The 18,730-nt window shown below is 61.5% G+C and carries 17 protein-coding genes; 5 read left to right on the top strand and 12 right to left on the bottom strand.

All coding sequences use genetic code 11. From position 1 onward, the window contains the following. Positions 1 to 32: 32 nt before the first annotated feature. Positions 33 to 842: a prolipoprotein diacylglyceryl transferase gene (gene lgt / locus J9870_RS01070; protein WP_210642322.1), complete on the top strand. Its 810-nt coding sequence runs from the start codon at positions 33 to 35 to the stop codon at positions 840 to 842. Between the two features lie 48 nt (positions 843 to 890). Beyond that, on the top strand, positions 891 to 1,862 hold the full coding sequence (locus J9870_RS01065) for a thymidylate synthase (RefSeq protein ID WP_210642321.1): 972 nt from the start codon (positions 891 to 893) through the stop codon (positions 1,860 to 1,862). A 141-nt stretch (positions 1,863 to 2,003) separates the two neighbouring features. Here the strand turns inward: J9870_RS01065 and cadR are convergent, their stop codons facing one another. Continuing rightward, positions 2,004 to 2,450 carry a Cd(II)/Pb(II)-responsive transcriptional regulator gene (gene cadR, locus J9870_RS01060; protein ID WP_134922380.1) on the bottom strand — a complete coding sequence of 149 codons (447 nt, stop codon included), beginning with the start codon at positions 2,448 to 2,450 and terminating at the stop codon, positions 2,004 to 2,006. An 85-nt stretch (positions 2,451 to 2,535) separates the two neighbouring features. On the opposite strand from cadR, the gene J9870_RS01055 reads away from it, so the two are divergent. Continuing rightward, on the top strand, positions 2,536 to 4,755 hold the full coding sequence (locus J9870_RS01055) for a heavy metal translocating P-type ATPase (RefSeq protein WP_210642320.1): 2,220 nt from the start codon (positions 2,536 to 2,538) through the stop codon (positions 4,753 to 4,755). 197 nt (positions 4,756 to 4,952) lie between these two features. On the opposite strand, the gene J9870_RS01050 is transcribed toward J9870_RS01055, so the two are convergent. The 3 genes from J9870_RS01050 to J9870_RS01040 are packed head-to-tail and all read right to left on the bottom strand — an operon-like array spanning position 4,953 to position 10,161. Beyond that, the gene (locus J9870_RS01050) at positions 4,953 to 8,000 is read right to left on the bottom strand and encodes an efflux RND transporter permease subunit (protein ID WP_210642319.1); all 3,048 of its coding nucleotides are present in this window, start codon (positions 7,998 to 8,000) and stop codon (positions 4,953 to 4,955) included. Further along, on the bottom strand, positions 7,997 to 9,061 hold the full coding sequence (locus tag J9870_RS01045) for an efflux RND transporter periplasmic adaptor subunit (RefSeq protein WP_210642318.1): 1,065 nt from the start codon (positions 9,059 to 9,061) through the stop codon (positions 7,997 to 7,999). Before J9870_RS01045 ends, J9870_RS01050 begins: the two co-directional genes overlap by 4 nt. Further along, entirely contained in the window at positions 9,058 to 10,161 is a 1,104-nt protein-coding gene (locus J9870_RS01040) for an efflux RND transporter periplasmic adaptor subunit (RefSeq protein ID WP_210642317.1), read from the bottom strand. Before J9870_RS01040 ends, J9870_RS01045 begins: the two co-directional genes overlap by 4 nt. Before the next feature lie 126 nt (positions 10,162 to 10,287). Here J9870_RS01040 and J9870_RS01035 point away from each other — a divergent pair, with 126 nt between their 5' ends. Then, on the top strand, positions 10,288 to 11,448 hold the full coding sequence (locus tag J9870_RS01035; protein ID WP_210642316.1) for an AAA family ATPase: 1,161 nt from the start codon (positions 10,288 to 10,290) through the stop codon (positions 11,446 to 11,448). A gap of 102 nt (positions 11,449 to 11,550) precedes the next feature. On the opposite strand, the gene J9870_RS01030 is transcribed toward J9870_RS01035, so the two are convergent. From J9870_RS01030 to J9870_RS00995, 8 genes are all read right to left on the bottom strand, one after another. After that, a complete protein-coding gene (locus J9870_RS01030) occupies positions 11,551 to 12,432 on the bottom strand; it encodes a transporter substrate-binding domain-containing protein (RefSeq protein ID WP_210642315.1) in 882 nt (293 codons plus the stop codon). Next, positions 12,429 to 13,211, bottom strand: coding sequence for an amino acid ABC transporter ATP-binding protein (locus J9870_RS01025; protein ID WP_210642314.1), 783 nt, complete (start codon positions 13,209 to 13,211; stop codon positions 12,429 to 12,431). The genes J9870_RS01030 and J9870_RS01025 overlap by 4 nt, the downstream gene beginning before the upstream one ends. Then, complete coding sequence (locus J9870_RS01020; RefSeq protein ID WP_210642313.1) at positions 13,208 to 13,867, bottom strand: amino acid ABC transporter permease; 660 nt, start codon at positions 13,865 to 13,867, stop codon at positions 13,208 to 13,210. The genes J9870_RS01025 and J9870_RS01020 overlap by 4 nt, the downstream gene beginning before the upstream one ends. Further along, positions 13,848 to 14,513, bottom strand: a complete 666-nt coding sequence (locus tag J9870_RS01015) for an amino acid ABC transporter permease (protein WP_210642312.1) — start codon at positions 14,511 to 14,513, stop codon at positions 13,848 to 13,850. Before J9870_RS01015 ends, J9870_RS01020 begins: the two co-directional genes overlap by 20 nt. Positions 14,514 to 15,006: 493 nt before the next feature. Beyond that, on the bottom strand, positions 15,007 to 15,789 hold the full coding sequence (locus tag J9870_RS01010) for a MetQ/NlpA family ABC transporter substrate-binding protein (RefSeq protein ID WP_210642311.1): 783 nt from the start codon (positions 15,787 to 15,789) through the stop codon (positions 15,007 to 15,009). Between the two features lie 315 nt (positions 15,790 to 16,104). Next, positions 16,105 to 17,040 carry a sigma 54-interacting transcriptional regulator gene (locus J9870_RS01005; RefSeq protein WP_210642310.1) on the bottom strand — a complete coding sequence of 312 codons (936 nt, stop codon included), beginning with the start codon at positions 17,038 to 17,040 and terminating at the stop codon, positions 16,105 to 16,107. A gap of 47 nt (positions 17,041 to 17,087) precedes the next feature. Further along, the gene (locus J9870_RS01000) at positions 17,088 to 17,669 is read right to left on the bottom strand and encodes an alpha/beta hydrolase (RefSeq protein WP_210642309.1); all 582 of its coding nucleotides are present in this window, start codon (positions 17,667 to 17,669) and stop codon (positions 17,088 to 17,090) included. A 146-nt stretch (positions 17,670 to 17,815) separates the two neighbouring features. Next, positions 17,816 to 18,061, bottom strand: a complete 246-nt coding sequence (locus J9870_RS00995; protein WP_210642308.1) for a DUF2789 domain-containing protein — start codon at positions 18,059 to 18,061, stop codon at positions 17,816 to 17,818. Positions 18,062 to 18,205: 144 nt separating this feature from the next. On the opposite strand from J9870_RS00995, the gene J9870_RS00990 reads away from it, so the two are divergent. Further along, positions 18,206 to 18,730: an NfeD family protein gene (locus J9870_RS00990; RefSeq protein ID WP_210642307.1), complete on the top strand. Its 525-nt coding sequence runs from the start codon at positions 18,206 to 18,208 to the stop codon at positions 18,728 to 18,730.

The raw sequence follows: 18,730 nt of genomic DNA, 5'->3' as shown, positions 1-18,730 counted from the left end.
CCGGGTATTTTTGACGTTTACGAGGAATATCAATGCTGCCTTACCCGCAGATCGATCCGGTGGCCCTGGCCATCGGCCCGCTGAAAATCCACTGGTACGGCCTGATGTACCTGGTCGGCATCGGCGGCGCCTGGCTGCTGGCGTCGCGCCGGCTCAACCGTTTCGACCCGACCTGGAACAAGGAAAAGCTCTCCGACCTGGTGTTCTGGCTGTCCATGGGCGTGATCGTCGGCGGGCGCCTGGGCTACGTGCTGTTCTACGACCTGAGCGCCTACCTGGCCAACCCGACGCTGATCTTCGAGGTCTGGAAGGGCGGCATGTCGTTCCACGGTGGGTTCATCGGCGTGATGCTGGCAGCCCTGTGGTTCGGCAAGCGCAACAACAAGTCGTTTTTCCAGCTGATGGACTTCGTCGCGCCGATGGTGCCGATCGGCCTGGGCGCCGGGCGCATCGGCAACTTCATCAACGCCGAATTGTGGGGCAAGCCGACCGACGTGCCGTGGGCGATGATCTTCCCGCCGTTCAGCGACCCGGCACAGTTGCCGCGCCATCCGTCGCAGTTGTACCAGTTCGCCTTGGAAGGCGTGGCACTATTCCTGATCCTCTGGCTGTTTTCGCGTAAGCCGCGTCCGACCATGGCGGTATCGGGCATGTTTGCCCTTTTCTACGGCATCTTCCGCTTCATCGTTGAGTTCGTCCGCGTCCCGGACGCGCAGCTCGGCTATCTGGCGTGGAACTGGCTGACCATGGGCCAGGTGCTGTGCCTGCCGATGATCGTCGGCGGCCTGGCCCTGATCTGGCTGGCCTATCATCGCGCGCCAGCTACGACGGCCAAGGTTTAAATTCGAACCCCGGGGCGCTGGCCCCGGGTTCAAGGACACAGGTAATCCATGAAGCAATATCTCGATCTGGTGGCCGACGTCATCGAGCACGGTACCCGACAAGCCAACCGTACGGGCGTAGACACCATAAGCCTCCCCGGCGCCATGCTGCGCTATGACCTGAAGAAAGGCTTTCCGGCCATTACCACCCGCAAAATGGCCTTCAAGTCGGCCATCGGCGAGATGTGCGGTTTTCTCCGTGGGGTCAACAACGCCGCCGAATTCCGCGCCCTGGGCTGCAAGGTCTGGGACCAGAACGCCAACGAAAATGTCCAGTGGCTGGCCAACCCCTTCCGCCAGGGCGAAGACGACCTGGGCGAGATCTACGGCGTACAGTGGCGCAAATGGCCGGCCTACAAACAGGTCCCTTTGAGCAACCCGGCGGCCATCGAGCAGACTCTGGCCCAGGGTTACCGGCAGATCGCCGAAGGCGAAGAAAACGGTCAGGCCTACGTGGTGCTGTACAAGGCAATCGACCAGGTTCGCCAGTGCGTCGACACCATCATCAAGGACCCGGGCAGCCGCCGTATCCTGTTCCACGGCTGGAACTGCGCCCAGCTCGATGAAATGGCCCTGCCGCCGTGCCATCTGCTCTACCAGTTCCACCCGAATGTCGAGACCAAGGAAATTTCCCTGACCCTCTACATCCGCTCCAACGACCTGGGCCTGGGCACGCCGTTCAACCTCACCGAAGGCGCCGCGCTGCTGAGCCTGATCGGCCGCCTGACCGGCTACACGCCGCGCTGGTTCACCTATTTCATCGGCGATGCCCACGTCTACGAAAACCACTTGGACATGCTCAAGGAACAGCTCAAGCGCGAGCCATTCCCGATGCCGAAACTGGTGATTTCCGAGCGTGTGCCGGAGTTCGCCAAGACCGGTGTGTACCAGCCTGAGTGGCTGGAGCTCGTGGAGCCCAGCGACTTCTCCCTCGAAGGCTACCAGCACCACGCACCGATGACCGCGCCGATGGCGGTCTAAACCACACCACCATCCCCTGTGGGAGCGAGCTTGCTCGCAATAGCGGCTTCACATGCATCATTGATGTGACTGAAACTCCGCTATCGCGAGCAAGCTCGCTCCCACAAAGGGCTCAGTGTGTTCGAGATTGACGACAGGGGCTCAATGCCCATGACTCCTGCCCACATGTGAATGCTCCACTTCCGGCGCCACCGCCCCGCTCACCTCCAGGCGCTGCAAGATCCCGCATTGATCCAGGTCCGGCCCTTCGCCGCAGCGATGGCGCAGGTCGATCAGTTGTGTCTGCAAGGCCAACAGGCCATCGATGCGGGCCTTGACGTGCTGGATGTGTTCGTCGATCAGCGCGTTGACGTTTTCGCACTGGTCCTGGGGGCTGTCGCGCAGGGCCAGGAGACTGCGGATCTCTTCCAGGGTCATGTCCAGGGTGCGGCAGTTACGGATGAACGTCAGGCGCTCGGCATGGGCCTGGGTATAGACGCGGTAATTGCCATCGCTGCGGGCTGGCTCCGGCAGCAGGCCTTCGCGTTCGTAATAACGGATGGTTTCAACCTGGCAGTCGGTGATTTTCGCCAGTTCTCCGATCTTCATGGTGGACCTCCCAAATAGGTGCTTGACCCTATAGTGGCTACAGGGTCTTTACTGTGCAACAAGCACTTTTCACGGACGTAACCCGATGAGCGATTCCCTCCACATCCACAAGCCCGCCCACGGTCATGACCACGGACATTCCTGCTGCGCGTCGAAAGCGGCACCGGCGGTAGTCAACCTCGGCAAGACGCCGACGGACGGTGCACGGCTGAGCAGTTTTCGCATCGAAGCCATGGACTGCCCCACCGAACAGACGCTGATCCAGAACAAGCTCGGCAAGCTCGAAGGCGTGCAGCAACTGGAATTCAACCTGATCAACCGTGTGCTGGGCGTGACCCACGATTTGCCCAGCGACGCGCCGATCATCAAGGCCATCGAGTCCCTGGGGATGCAGGCCGACCCACTGACCCCGGGCCAGAAACCAGAAACCAACCACCTGCCCGCCCCGGCCAAGCCCTGGTGGCCGCTCGCGCTGTCCGGCGTGACGGCCCTGGGCGCCGAGGTGATCCATTTCACCAGCGCCGCGCCAAACTGGGTGGTCGCGCTGGTGGCATTGGTGTCGATCCTCAGCGGTGGCCTGGGTACGTACAAGAAGGGCTGGATCGCCCTGAAGAACCGCAACCTGAACATCAATGCCCTGATGAGCATCGCCGTGACCGGTGCGGTGTTGATCGGCCAATGGCCGGAAGCGGCGATGGTGATGTTCCTGTTCACCGTGGCCGAACTGATCGAAGCCAAATCCCTGGATCGGGCGCGCAATGCTATCGGTGGCCTGATGCAAATGGCCCCGGAGCAAGCCACCGTGCAACAGGCCGATGGCAGTTGGCAGGTGCAGGCGGTCAAGGCCATCGCCCTCGGCGCGCGCGTGCGAGTGCGCCCCGGCGAACGCGTGGGCCTGGACGGTGACGTGGTCGCCGGCCGCTCCACCGTCGACCAGGCACCGATCACCGGCGAAAGCCTGCCGGTGGAAAAAACCGTTGGCGACAAAGTATTCGCCGGTACCATCAACCAGGCCGGCGAACTGGAATACACCGTGACCGCAGCGGCCGATCACTCTACCCTGGCGCGGATCATCCACGCCGTGGAACAGGCCCAGGGCTCTCGCGCGCCGACCCAGCGCTTCGTCGATCAGTTCTCGAAAATCTACACCCCGGCGGTGTTCGCCCTGGCCTTGGCCGTAGCCGTCATCCCACCGCTGTTCATGGGCGCGGCATGGTTCGACTGGATCTACCGGGCGCTGGTGCTGCTGGTGGTGGCCTGCCCTTGCGCACTGGTGATTTCCACTCCTGTGACCATCGTCAGTGGCCTCGCCGCCGCGGCACGCAGAGGCATCCTCGTCAAAGGCGGCGTGTACCTGGAAGGCGGCTACAAGCTCGACTACCTGGCCTTGGACAAGACCGGCACGCTCACCCACGGCAAGCCGGTGCAAACCGACTATGTGGCGCTGGACCCCACCGTGGAAAGCACCGCTCCAGCCCTGGCCGCCAGCCTCGCCGCCCGCTCCGACCACCCGGTTTCCCGAGCGATTGCCCATGCAGCTGTGGATAAGCAACCGGCACAGCAGGTTGTGGATAACTTCGAGGCGCTTGCCGGGCGCGGCGTCCGCGGCGACATCGGCGGCAAGACCTATCACCTGGGCAACCATCGCCTGGTGGAGGACCTGGGCCTGTGCTCCCCCGAGCTGGAAGAAAAACTCTTCGCCCTGGAAAAACAAGGCAAGTCCGTGGTGCTGCTGCTCGACGGTACAGGCCCCTTGGCGCTGTTTGCCGTGGCCGACACCGTGAAGGACTCCAGCCGCGAAGCGATCCGGCAACTGCATGAGCTGGGCATCAAGACCCTGATGCTCACCGGCGACAATGCCCATACCGCCGAAGCGATTGCTGCACAGGTGGGCATGGATCAGGCCCGCGGTGATTTGTTGCCGGAGGACAAGCTGCAAGCCATCGAAGATTTGTACACCCTGGGTCACCGCGTCGGCATGGTGGGCGACGGCATCAACGACGCCCCGGCCCTGGCCCGCTCGGAAATCGGCTTCGCCATGGCGGCGGCCGGTACCGACACGGCTATCGAGACTGCCGATGTCGCCTTGATGGACGATGATTTGCGCAAGATTCCGGCCTTCGTTCGCCTGTCGCGGCAGACCTCAAACATCCTGAAGCAGAACATTGCCCTGGCGCTGGTCATCAAGGCGATCTTCCTTGGGGTGACCTTTGCCGGCTTCGCCACCATGTGGATGGCAGTGTTTGCCGACATGGGGGTGAGTTTGTTGGTGGTGTTCAACGGGTTGCGGCTGTTGCGTAAATAAGAAGTCCTGGGTGGCTGGATGGGCCCTATCGCGAGCAAGTTCGCTCCCACAGCGGTTCTCTGTTGCTCACAGAATATGTGCTCACCAAAGATCCCTGTGGGAGCTTGCTCGCGATGGGCTGCGCAGCAGGCCTTGTCGGGGGCGCTTCGCGCCCAGCGGGAGCAAGCGCCCTCGCCACAGGGCTAAACTTCGGCCCTTCAATCGCGTTTCGGCTCGCGAATCTTGTACCAGGCCACATACAGCGCCGGCAGGAACAGCAACGTCAGCAGGGTGGCGATGATGATCCCACCGATCATCGCGTAGGCCATCGGCCCCCAGAACACTTCCCGCGCAATCGGGATCATCCCCAGGCTCGCCGCGGCTGCGGTGAGCAGGATCGGCCGACGCCGATGCTGGGTCGCTTCCACCACGGCATCCCAGGGTTCGTAGCCGTCCCGTTCATACTCATCGATCTGGGTCACCAGGATCACCGAGTTGCGGATGATGATGCCGATCAACGCGAGAATCCCAAGGATCGCCACGAAGCCCATGGGCGTGCCCGTCGGTACCAGCGCCAATACCACGCCGATCAAACCGAGAGGGGCGACGCTGGCCACCAGGAACAGCTTCTGCACGCTGTGCAGCTGGATCATCAGGAAGGTCGCCATCAAGAACAGCATCAGCGGCACCACACTGGCGATCGGCCCCTGGGCCTTGCTGCTCTCTTCCACCGTACCGCCGGTGGCGACCTTGTAGCCAACCGGCAGGCCGGCGGCGAATTTGTCGATGTCCGGTTGCAGCTGCTTCACCAGGTCCGTGGGTTGGATCTCGTCGCGCACCGCCGCCTTGATAGTAATGGTCGGTTTGCGGTCGCGGCGCCATACCAGCGGCTGCTCCAGCTCATAGCGCACGGTGGCGAACGCCAGCAGCGGAATCGAGGTGCCACTCGGGGTGACGATCTGCAGGTTCTGCAGGGTTTCCGGCGAACCGCGCTCGGCATCTTCAGCGCGGCCAATCACATCGATCAGGTAAATATCGTCGTTGACCTGGGTCACCGGCGAACCACTGACAATGCTGTTCATCAGCTTGGCCACATCATCCGACGACAAGCCCAATTGCCGCGCCTTGTCCTGGGCGATGTCGATACGCAGGACCTTGCCCGGCTCGTTCCAGTCGTAAATGATCTCGCCGATGTGCGAGTTCTTGTCCAGCTCGGTAGCCAGTTCGATGGCGTGCTTGCGCACCTGGTCGACGTCCTTGCCGCTGACCCGGTACTGGATCGGCCGGCCCACCGGCGGGCCCATTTCCAAGGCCTGCACGTAGCTGCCAATGCCGACGAAGTCTTCACGCAGACGCTTTTGCAGGCGTTCGGTGAGGGCCGTGCGTGACTCCAGGCCTTTGCTGACGATCACCAGTTGCGCGTAGTACGGGTTCTGCAGTTGCTGGTCCAGCGGCAGGTAGAAACGAATCGCGCCTTCGCCGATGTAGGTGCTCCAGCGCTCGATGTCCGGGTCACCCTTGAGCGTGGCTTCCAGGCGGTCGACGGCTTTGCGGGTCTCATCCATCGAGGCGTTTTGCGGCAGGTTGAGGTCCACCAGGATTTCCGGCCGATCCGAGGACGGGAAGAACTGGTTCTGTACAAAACGCATGGAAAACACCGCCAGCACGAACAGCAGCACAGTGATGCCAATGGCCCACCAGCGATTGCGCATCGCCCACAGCAGGCCACCGTTGAAGGCCCGACCAATGCGCCCCGGCTCGGCGCTGTGAGGTTTCACGTTGGTGCTGAGGATGTGCACGCCGATCACTGGGGCGAACAATACAGCGACGATCCACGACACCAGCATCGCCACCGCGATCACCGCAAAAAGAGTAAAGGTGTACTCGCCGGCGGAACTGGCGTTCAGGCCTATGGGCACGAAACCGGCCACGGTCACCAGGGTCCCGGTGAGCATCGGGAACGCCGTCGAGGTATAGGCAAAGGTCGCGGCCTGCTCCTTGGTTTCGCCTTTTTCCAGGCGTGTGACCATCATCTCCACGGTGATCATTGCGTCGTCCACCAGCAGGCCTAGGGCAATGATCAGGGCGCCGAGGGAGATCCGCTGCATAGTGATGCCGCTGTACTCCATGAACAAAAAGACCATCGCCAGCACCAGCGGAATCGAACAGGCCACCACCAGTCCAGCCCGTATGCCTAGGCTGATGAAGCTCACCACCAGGACGATGATCACCGCCTCGAACAACGCGCTGGTGAAGCCGCCGACCGCCTCCTCCACCACTTCGGCCTGGTCCGACACGGTGTGCACGCCGACCCCCACCGGCAGGTCGGCGGTCAATTCGTTCATGCGCGTATGCAGCGCCTTGCCGAAATCCTGGATGTTGCCGCCCTTCTTCATCGCGATGGCAAGGCCAATGGCCGGCGTGCCATTGAAGCGGAACATCGGTGTCGCGGGATCAACGTAACCGCGGCTGATATCCGCGATGTCGGCCAATCGATAGAAGCGATCGTTGAGTCGCAGATTGACGTTGGCCAGGTCCTTTTCCGATTGGAACTGCCCGGACGTACGCACGGAAATCCGCTCCGGCCCGGCGTCGATCACCCCAGCCGGCGTCACGGCATTCTGCGACTGCAGGCTCTGCACCACTTGGCGCTGGTCGATGCCCAGGGCGGCGAGTTTGCGCGTGGAGAAGTTCAGGTACAGCACTTCATCCTGCTCGCCGATCATTTCCACCTTGCCCAACCCGGGCACTTCGCGGATCTCGGCGCGCACCTGCTCCACGTAATCGCGCAACTGGCGCATCGACAGGCCGTCGCCGGTGAAGGCGTAGACCGAACCGTACACATCACCGAACTCGTCGTTGAAGCCCGGCCCTTGCAGGCCTTGGGGGAAGTCGCCGCGAATGTCGTCGATCTTCTTGCGTACCTGGTACCAGATCTCGGGAATTTCCTTGGCGCCGGTGGTATCGAGCAGGTACACGAACACCGTCGATTCCCCCGGTCGGGTGTAGCTTTTCACGTAGTCGAGGGAATCGAGCTCTTCGAGTTTTTTCTCGATGCGATCTGTCACCTGCTTGAGGGTTTCTTCCTGGGTCGCGCCCGGCCAGCGGGTTTGGATGATCATGGTTTTGATGGTGAACGACGGGTCTTCTTCGCGACCCAGGTTCATGTACGAAAATACGCCCATCAACAACGCGACGAACATCAGGTACCAGACGAACGACTGATGCCGCAGGGCCCATTCGGATAAATTGAAAGGCCCTTTCATCGTGCGTCCTCGTCGAGTTTCACTTTCTGTCCTGGCTGAAGACTGTTCACGCCGGCGCTGACCACCCGGTCGCCGGCCTTGATACCGTTGGCCACCAGCACCGAATCGGCCGAGCGTTCGAGAATCCGCACGTCGTGGGGAGATACCGTCTGGCTCTGCGGGTCGATCAGCCAGATCCGCGCCTTGCCGTTTACCTCTTGCAGCGCGCTGAGCGGCAGCTCGATGCGCGGCTCGATGGTCGAGCTCAGGGTGACGCTGATGGCCGTGCCCAGGCGAAAACCTGGCGGGGTGTCGTTCAACGTCAGCCGCGCGCGGCGGGTGCGGGTGGCGCTCTGCGCCTGGGGTTCGATCTCGCGCAGGGAGGCGGTGGTGTGGATGCTCGGGTCCAATTGCGCGGCGACCTCGAACACCACGTCCTCGGGCAGGCGCTCGGCCAGGCCGGCCGGCAGGTCGATCACCGCTTCCTTGATGTCGGGACGGGCCAGGGTGACAACTTGCTGGCCGGCAGTGACCACCTGCCCGGCTTCGGCACTCCAGGCCGTGACGACCGCGTCGTGATCGGTGCGCAGTTCGCTGTAATTGAGCTGATCGCGAGCCTGTTCCATCGAGGCACGGGCCTGTTCGAGGGACGCCCCGGTGGTTTTCAGGTCCGTCTGGGCGATGTCCAATTGCGCCTGGGCACCAACGCCACGGTCAAACAACTGCTGTTGTCGACGGGCATTGGCCTGGGCGTTGATGTACTGCGCCTCGATCCGCGCCAGATCACTCTGGGCCGCGCGCAACTGGTTCTGCTGATCGGTGGGGTCGAGGGTGGCGAGCAGGTCGCCCTTCTTCACCTCGGCACCGACATCGACGTAGCGGCGGGCGATCCGCCCCGGCACGCGAAATCCCACGTTGCTCTCGTAACGGGCCTGGATGTTCCCGGCGAACCGCCCGAGGGCCTGTTGGTCGAGCGACTGGACCTCGATGGACAACACCGGACGCACCGGCGCAGGGGGCGCTTCTTCCTTCGAACAGGCTGCCAGCAACAGGGCGGCCGAGACCATCCACCAACGCTTCATGGCTGGGCTCCTGTCGGGGATGGCTCATGGGTATTTTCAGCAATCTCGACGCGCACGCCGGGGTGTAGCAATTGCCCGCCGGCAGTGACCACTTTCTCACCGCCCTTGAGACCGTCGCTGATGATGACCTTGCCGGTCAGGTATCGGCCAACCGTCACCGTTTGCAGTTGCGCCTTGCCCTCGCCGTCCACCAGCCACACGGCCGGGTCGCTGAGGTTCTTGGTCAGCGCCGACCAAGGCAATTGCACCGCGGTCTTGGCGGCGGACTTGGCGGTCGCGCTGACTACCGACCCCAGGTGCATACCTTCGGGTAAATCGTCGAGGGTGACCTTGACCTGCACCGTACCCGTGTCGGCGGACACCGCCGGGGTGATCTCGCGCACCGTACCGGTGGTCTTGATGGCCGGGTTGTCCAGCAAGCTGATGACGATGGAGGGATCCGACGGTGGTTCGTGCAGCAAGGATTCGTAGATGTTGAACACCGCGTCGCGCTCGCCGTCCCGGGCCAGGCTGAAGATCGGCTCTGTCGCCTGTACCACCTGGCCGACTTCCGCCTGGCGCGCCGTGACGATCCCCGGCGCCTCGGCGATCAGCGCCGTGTAGCTCAGTTGTTCACGGGCGTTGGCCAGTTGGGCCTGGGCAGCGCTCAATGCGCTCTGGCTGCTGCGCAGTTGCGCCTGGGCCGCGTCGTATTCGCTCTGGCTGGTGTAACCCTTGGGCAAGAGCTTCTGCTGACGCACGAAAGCCGCCGCGCTCTGCTTGACCCGCGCCTGCTCGGCGGCCACCTGGGCCTCGGCGGAGTCGACGCTGGTCTGCAAGTCCCGGGGGTCAAGCCGCGCCAACACTTGCCTCGCCGAGACCCGGTCACCGACATCCACCTTACGCTCGATGATCTTGCCGCCCACGCGAAACGACAGATCGGTTTGCACACGAGCCTGGACATCGCCGGTCAGGGTCACCGAAGCCGCATACTCGGAGGGCACGGCTTGCTGCACGAAGACCCGTGGCAGGGCTTTTTCCGCAGGCTTTTCATCACCGCATCCGGTCAGTAGTGCGCAGAGGCCCAGGCCAACTACCAGTTTGATTCGGGGACCAGCCATGCAGACTCCTTTGCGTTGTACGGGCGTACCAGTGACGATACGACTGTGAGCTTAGAACAGGGTTCAACGAATACAATGGACGCAGCAGATCAGGCAAACTGATCGCCTCCCCGTAGGAGCCTGCCCATGCTCAAGACCCTGGCGGTGGCCAATTACCGCTCGATCAACAAACTGGTCATCCCCCTGGCCCGGCTGAACCTGATCACCGGCCCCAACGGCAGCGGCAAGTCCAATCTGTATCGCGCCCTGCGTCTGTTGGCCGAGACGGCCCAGGGTGGAGTGGTCAACGCCCTGGCCCGCGAAGGCGGACTGGACTCGACTTTCTGGGCCGGGCCGGAGGAAATCAGCCGACGCATGCGCAACGGCGAGGTGCCGGTCCAGGCAGTTGTGCGCCAGGGCACCAAGCGCCTGCGTCTGGGATTCGCCGGTGAAGACTTCAGCTATTCAATTGCCTTGGGCCTGCCGGAACCCAGTCTTTCCGCGTTTTCACTGGACCCGGAAATCAAGCGCGAATGCATCTGGGCCGGTCCGGTGTTTCGGCCAGCCAGCCTGCTGGTGGATCGCAATGGGCCGATGATCCGTGCCCGCGAAGGCCGTTCATGGGATGTGCTGGCCCAGCACACGCCGACCTTCGACAGCCTGTTCGATCAGGTCGGCAGCCTGCGCACTTCGCCGGAGGTCCTGCAGATGCGCGAGTTCATTCGTCGCTGGCGCTTCTACGACCATTTCCGCAGCGATGCCGACGCCCCGGTGCGCCAACCGCAACTGGGCACCCGCACGCCGGTGCTGCACCACGACGGACGCGACCTGGCTGCCGCGCTGCAGACCATCCTTGAAATCGGTGACGTCGAGGCCTTGCATGCCGCCATTGGCGACGCGTTCCCCGGTGCTCACCTGCGCATAGAGAAACTGCAAGGCGGACGTTTCGCCATCGCGTTCCAACAGCACGGCTTGCTGCGGCCGCTGTCCGCCGCCGAACTGTCCGACGGAACCCTGCGCTATCTGTTGCTGGTGGCAGCCCTGCTTACCCCGCGTCCACCCTCGTTGATGGTGCTCAACGAACCGGAAACCAGCCTGCACCCGGACCTGTTGCCCGCCTTGGCGCGGCTGATCATCCGCGCTTCGACCAATTGCCAGGTCTGGGTGGTGTCCCATGCCACGCGCCTGATCGCCGCCCTGGAACAAGATGAGGACTGCAATTGCATCGTGCTGGAAAAGGAGCTTGGGCAGACCGGAATCGTCGGACAGCGAGCGTTGGATGAGCCGGCTTGGCATTGGCCGGATTGAGCGGCGCCTGATCAACCGAATCGCGAGCAAGCTCGCTCCCACAGTGAACCGGTCTAATGTGGGAGCGATCTAGCTCGCGATGGCGATCAAAAGATCAACCCATCACCCCTGCCACTTACCACCCTCGACAATCACACTCTCAGGCTTGGTGTCATCGCTCAATTCCTTGCGCACGTACTGGTCGTACAGCTTGAGCAGGTATTTCTCTTCACCCAGCTTCGCCAACTCGGCGTTGACCCAATCACGCAGCTCGACATTGCCTTTCTTCACCGCCGGTGCAATCGGCGCTTCGGCGCCCAGTGTCTGCGCTAGCACGCGATAGCCGGGGTTCTGCTTGGCCCAGCTGAACAGCACCAGATTGTCCTGGGCATAGGCATCGCCACGACCGTTGGCCAGTGCTTGCAGGGACTCGGAGTTCTTCTCGAACTTGAGCAGTTTCCAGTCCGGATGATTCTTGGTCAGCCAGATATCCGCCGTGGTGCCGGTGGTGACGATGGTGGTGCGGGTCGCCAGGTCATCAAGGCTTTTCACGGTGCTGGCTTGCGGCACCAGCGCCTGCACGGCGACTTTCAGATTAGGGTTGGTGAACTCCACCGCTTCCTTGCGCTCCGGAGTCACGGTCATGTTGGCCAGGATCAGGTCGACCTTGTCACTTTGCAGGAATGGAATCCGGCTCGCCGGCTCGACCGCGACGAACTCGACCTTGTTCTCATCGCCGAGCAGGTCCTTGGCGAATCGCCGGCCAATGTCGGTATCGAAGCCGACATAGCGTCCCGCCTCATCGACGAAGCCAAACGGTGGCTTGTCGGTGAAAACCCCGACGATCAACTTGTCCCGCGCCTTGATCTTGTCCAGGTAGCCGGCCGGCGCGGTGCTTTCGCTGGCGGTTTTTGGCTTTGGCGGTTCTTCGGTTTTATTGCAGCCGGCCAGCAGTGCGAGACCGAGCAGCGGCAGTAGCAGCAGAGAAGACTTGGCAGTTTTCATGACAGTTCCAGTTCCTTTGTTTGAGTCGTTTTGGGTAGTGCGGCGACGTAGGAGAACTTCTCCAGGAACTGCTGCGCTCGTGCGGTCTGCGGGTTCGTAAAGAACATCTCGGGAGGGTTTTGTTCAAGGATTCGCCCGCCATCCATGAACACAATGCGGTCAGCCACGGCTCGGGCGAAGGCCATTTCGTGGGTGACGATCAACAGCGTCATGCCTTCGCGGGCCAAGCCCTGGATAACCTCCAGCACTTCCTTGACCATTTCCGGGTCGAGGGCGGCGGTGACTTCATCGAACAACATGACCTTGGGGTTCATGCACAGTGAGCGAACGATGGCGATGCGTTGCTGCTGGCCGCCAGAGAGCTGGCGTGGAAAGGCATCGCGCTTGTCCAGCAGGCCCACCCGCGCCAGCAAGGCTTCGGCCTGGTCGCGCGCTTCGCGGCGCTCGCGTTTTTGCACTTTGACCGGGCCGAGCAGCAGGTTATCGAGCACGCTCATGTGCGGGAACAAGTGGTAGCTCTGGAACACCATGCCGATCCGCTGTCGCACTTCGCGCCAGTCGGTGCCTTTGTCCAGCAACTCGCGACCGGCGAATGTCAGGCTGCCGCTATGGGCCACTTCCAGCCCATTGAGGCAGCGCAGCAAGGTACTTTTGCCACAACCGCTGGGGCCGAGGATGACGATCACTTCACCTGGCTGCACGTGCAGGTCGATGCCGTCCAGCACCTGCTGTTCACCGAAAAACTTGTTGAAACCCTTGAACTCGATCAATGCGCTCATGCTTGCGTCCAGCGCCGCTCCAGCACGCGCGAGGCGGCCGAGAGCGGGTAGCAGATGAAAAAGAAAAACAGGAACAGCGCGCCGTAGATCAGCACGGATTCGTAGGTACGCTCGATGATCTGCTGGCCGACCTTGATCACATCCACCACGCCAATCAGCACGGCCAGGGAGCTGGTCTTGATGATCCGTGTGTAGACGTTGATGGTTGGCGGCGTCATGCGTTTGAGCGCTTGCGGCAGCAGTACATGGCCGTAGAGTTGCGGACCGCTCAGGCCAATCGACAAACCCGCCTCCCGCTGGCCGCGCGGCAACGAATGCACTGCGCCGCGCACCACTTCACCGACTTCACTGGCGCCCCACAGCGACAACACCAGGACAGCGCACCAAAAGCTGGGAATACTCAGGCCGAAAAAGATCGGCAGGCCGAAGAACAGCAGATACAACCAGACCAGCACCGGAATCGCCCGGAACAACTCCAGGTAGACCCGCAGGACAACGTCCAGCCACTTCACACCCAACGTACGCAACACGCCGTAAAGCACACCGCCAACGGTGCTGATGGCGATGCTCAGCAAGGAAATAGACAGGGTGTGCGCAGCGCCCTTGCCCAGTTGCGGCAACGACACCCACAGCAATTCAAGACCCGAACTGGCCATGCTGGAGCCTCCTTTCCAGACGGCTGAGCAGCAGCGACAACGGCAAAAACAGCAGCACGCATATCAGCGTCAGCACGGCGAGCATTTCGTAGGTCTTGTAATAGAGCGCGATGTAGCTTTTGGTGGTGTAGAGAATCTCCGGCACCGCCACGGCCGAGACCACGGTGGTCTCCTTCAGCAAGAAAATGAAGTTGGCGAACAGCGACGGCAGGCTGAGGATCCCGGCCTGCGGCAGGATCACGTAACGCAACAACTGCCCGCGGGACAGCCCGATGGAGCGACCGGATTCCAGTTGCGCCGCCGGCACCGCGTCCACACCGGCACGCAGCACTTCGGTGAGATAAGCCCCGCCCAGGAACGTCATGGTGATGATCGCTGCCGCAAATCCCGAGACCTTGATACCCAGGGCCGGTAACGCGAAGTAAACGAAGAACAGCTGGATAAGCAGGGGTGTGTTGCGCGCCAGCTCCACGTAGAGCCCGACCAGGCGTTGCAGGTAAGGCGTGCGAAACACCAGAATCGTCGCGTTGAGCAGTGCCACCAGCAGCGAGCTGGCGATGGCGATAAGGCCAACCTGCAGCGTCACACCCACCGCCTTGAGAAATGCCGGGAGCGTGCTGAGGATAAAAGCGTAATCGAAAGTCATTGAACATCCTGGACGCCGCTCGGTAAGCGGCGGTGGTGCGGTCCATGGGCACCGGATAGCTACTCGGCAGGAACTGACTTTAAAGGCATAAGAAGCGCAATTTAAATACTGTTAAAGCATATCGATATCACGCAAAAAACTATCCTTCGAATTTGCCGCGGGGAAAGAAGACGACTATTTTTCTTTTCGCCGTAGGACGGATCTTTTTTTCGAAATCCCCCTTCAAGGACGCACAGCTTTTGGCCAGACTCCCGGCCAAACCATCACAAGGAAGAGAACATGGCTGACGTAAAAGTGCCGCAGCGACTGGATCCGCAAGACATCGTGAAGTTGTTGGTGGCGTTGCGCAGGGCGTTGAAGACCAGGGTGGTTTGATCGGCCCCTGTGTGGGAGCGAGCTTGCTCGCTCCCACAGTTAAAATGCGGGCACAAAAAAACGCCGACGCTGTATCAGCCGTCGGCGCTTGAAACCGTGAGAAGGTTTACTGCGTAAATCAGAACGCCGGCAGTACCGCGCCGCTGTATTTCTTCTCGATGAACGCCTTCACTTCCGGGCTGGTCAGAGCCTTGGCCAGTTTCTGGATCGCGTCGCTGTCCTTGTTGTCCGGACGGGCTACCAGAAAGTTGACGTAAGGCGAATCCGCCCCCTCGATCACCAGCGCATCCTTGGCCGGGTTAAGACCCGCCTCCAGGGCATAGTTGGTGTTGATCATGTCCAGGTCGACCTGATCCAGCACACGCGGCAACATGGCCGACTCCAGTTCCTTGAACTTGAAGTTGTGCGGGTTCTTGGCGATGTCTTTCGGCGTTGCCAAGGCGTTTTTCGGGTCCTTGAGTTCGATCAGGCCAGCTTTCTGCAACAGGATCAGCGCGCGACCGCTGTTACTGCCTTCGTTGGGGATGGCGATAGTGGCGCCGTCTTTGAGCTCGGCCAGGCTTTTGACTTTCTTCGAGTAACCACCGAACGGTTCGACATGAACACCGATCACGGTCACCAGGTTAGTGCCTTTACCTTCGTTGAAGCTCTTGAGGTATGGCAGGGTCTGGAAGTAGTTGGCATCCAGGCGCTTCTGGTCAACCTGCACGTTGGGTTGGACGTAGTCGGTGAAGACCTTGATCTGCAGGTCCACGCCTTCTTTGGCCAGGGCCGGCTTGATCAGCTCGAGGATTTCAGCGTGGGGCACCGGAGTGGCCGCGACGACCAGTTTCTCCGCCGCCTGGGCCAGGCCAGAAGCCAGGGCTGCCGCCAATGCGGTGAACAACAGAACCTTTTTCATGCAGTGTCCTTATCGAAAATCACTGTCGTCTTGGACGACGGCCAAATGTGGGAGTGCCAGCGAAGTGCTATCGCTGACGTGAAGTGGAAGATACCGACATTTTTTATTCCTTAACAATACCTTTTATTCAAGTTCATATTCATTTTACTCATATAGAAAAAGCCGCGCTTTGTGACGAGAGGATTTATCCCATTGGAGCGCGAAGCGGCCCTGAATGCCGCCCCCCGGTGTGTCAGGCAGATTGAGTTTTATCGCTCAGGGGGCTGCTTCGCAGCCCAGCGGGGATAAATCCCCTCGCCACAATTGCGGTGTCTTCTACAGCGTTTGGCTCAATTGATTGAGCAGCGCCTTGAGGGCTGTGCGCTCGGCGTCCGTGCCTTGTGCAACGACCTGCGCCACCTGGCGGTCGATCAATTCCAGGGCCGATGACTGGGACGGCAAGTTCAGGTGCTCCGGCAAAATCTCCTCCCCCGTGCTCACCAGCAACGCGAAATGAATGACGTTTTCCAGTTCACGGGTATTGCCCGGCCAGCTGTGCTGTTCGAGCGCGTGCTGTGCCGCCTCGCTGATCAGCGGCACGCTCAGGCCGAGGCGCTGGGTGTAAATGCCCAGGAAGTATTCGGCCAGAGACAGAATATCGCCCGAGCGCTCGCGCAGGGCCGGCAGCTCGAGTCGACCTTCGCTGAGGTAGTGGTAGAGCCGCTCGTGGAATTTCCCGGCGGCTACCGCTTGCCCCAGGTCAATGCTGGTGGCCGCTACCAGCCGCACATCCACGGGGCTGGGCTGATGGGCGCCGACGCGGGTGACTTCATGGTTTTCCAGGGCCGCCAGCAGTTTGATCTGGATCGGTAGCGGCAAATCGCCGATCTCGTCCAGATAAAGGGTGCCGCCATTGGCCGAGCCGAACCAACCGGCCCGGCTACTGGCCGAGCCGCTGTAGCTGCCAGCGGCATAGCCGAACAGTTCGGCGTCAGCATAGGTCGGGCTGATGGCACCGCAATTGACCGACACAAACAACCCGGCGCGATCACTTTCGCGATGGATGTGCCGGGCAAGCAGTTCCTTGCCAGTACCGGTCTCGCCGCGTATCAGCACCGAGACTGAGCGCGGCGCCAGTTGCTCCAGCTCCTGGCGCAACTGCCGCGAACGAGGGTCGACGAACACCAGCGCCTTGGCGCGAATGCTCAGGGGGCTTTTTTCCGCATCGGGAAAGGTCAGCAATGGCTGACCGAAGGTTTCATGCAAGCTCATGGCAGGCTCCCGCCCCAAACCGCCGGGAGACGGGGGGCGCTAAAAATTCAGGCGCGACGCAAGGCGTGATGCTCCATGCGATTTTGCAGACGATAGAGGTAAGCGAAACCCTGCTCCCAACGCTGGTGACCGGACTTCACGTTGATATGCCCCGCCCCCGCCAGGATGCCGGCCTCGGCTCCCCAGTTGCGCGCCAGCTCCAGGGCGCGCGGGGCGCTCACGGCGGCGTCGTTGTCGGAGCTCACCACTTGGCTTGGGAACGGCAACAGATCGCTGGGGATCGGCGCAAAATTGCGCAGCGCCGGGGCGCAGGCTGGCCGCTCGACATCCGCCGGCGCCACCAGCAACGCCCCGCGGACCTGCCGCAAAAACTGCACCGGCGCGGTGGCGGCCCAATGGGCAACCGTGATGCAGCCCAGGCTATGGGCAATCAGGATCACCGGCGTACTGTCGACAGCGATGGCTTCGGCCAGCGCCGCCACCCAATCTTCGCGCCGGGGCGTCAACCAGTCCGCCTGCTCGACCCTGGCGCTGTTGGGCAGGCTGTTTTGCCAGTGGGTTTGCCAATGATTTTCCGGCGATCCTTGCCAGCCCGGCACAATCAGGTAGCGAATCGATTCGTTGCGCATGGGTTGCTCTCCTGCGTGTCTGTTCCCGGACGAGTATAGGCAGGAGAGTTATATTGTTTAAGGAATAAGAAGCTATTTATTAATTCAATTATGGAATAAACAATTAAACCTGTGGTTTTTGGTTCACCTTCCAAATGGTGCGTGCCTCACTCGCTACGTCCCTTCCTCAGCAATACGTCCAACTGGTCCACCACTTCCGCCCAATCCGCATCCTCGAGGATTTCTTCACGCAGCAACTGCTGCTGGCTTTCGCTCCAGAAAAACGCATCAGCCAAGTGAAGTTCAGGCTTGAGGGGTGAATGGGCGGCAATGAATTTGTCGATATCAACGGCGTCGTCAGACAGGCCCAATTGTTTGAACAGCGCGGGCAGGCTGTGGATCGGCGATTCCATGCGGGGCTCCTGAGCATAAGACGGATGGCTGGGTACATCCCTCAGTCTAGCCCCTTGGCGACCGTCAGACTGATCAAAATTCAATCAACCCTAGGCTCGACTAGACTTTGAATAACATCACGCCGAATGCGTTGCGGAGGTCCCGTGAACATTCACTACTTAATAATCGCGCTGCTGGCCATGAGCGGGCCAGCATTGGCAGCCGATGGCCTCGCACTGCTGGTGGCCAACCCCGTGGGGTTCTGGTTGATTGCCGTGGGCGTGGCTTTGCTGATCGCCGAGGCAGCGCTGCCCAACTACGGCGTTGCCGGTTTGGGCGGGATTATTTTGTGCGTGATCGGCTCGGTCATCCTGACCGACGCCGATGTACCGGTCCCCCTGATGATCGGCCTGGGGCTGGTCAGTGCCTTGCTGCTGATTGTCCTGCTGATCCGCGCGTTGAAAACCCGACCACGCCGCCCCGTCACAGGCGATGCCGCGCTGTTGGGCAACATCACGACGGTGACCGCGTTGCAGGGCGGGAACAATCATCATGGCTGGGTCCAGTTGGAAGGCGAACGCTGGCAGGTGGCAAGCACGACGCCGTTGCGGCCTGGGCAGGCGGTGCGGGTCATCGCCCGCAAGGGGTTGCTGCTGGAAGTGGCCCCGGCTGACTCACAAGGAGTCTGA

Origin of the sequence: Pseudomonas sp. Tri1, from assembly GCF_017968885.1 — a bacterium.
Taxonomy (GTDB): domain Bacteria; phylum Pseudomonadota; class Gammaproteobacteria; order Pseudomonadales; family Pseudomonadaceae; genus Aquipseudomonas.
Note: the sequence above shows the minus strand (reverse complement) of the source record. Positions and strands in the feature narration are given on the sequence as shown.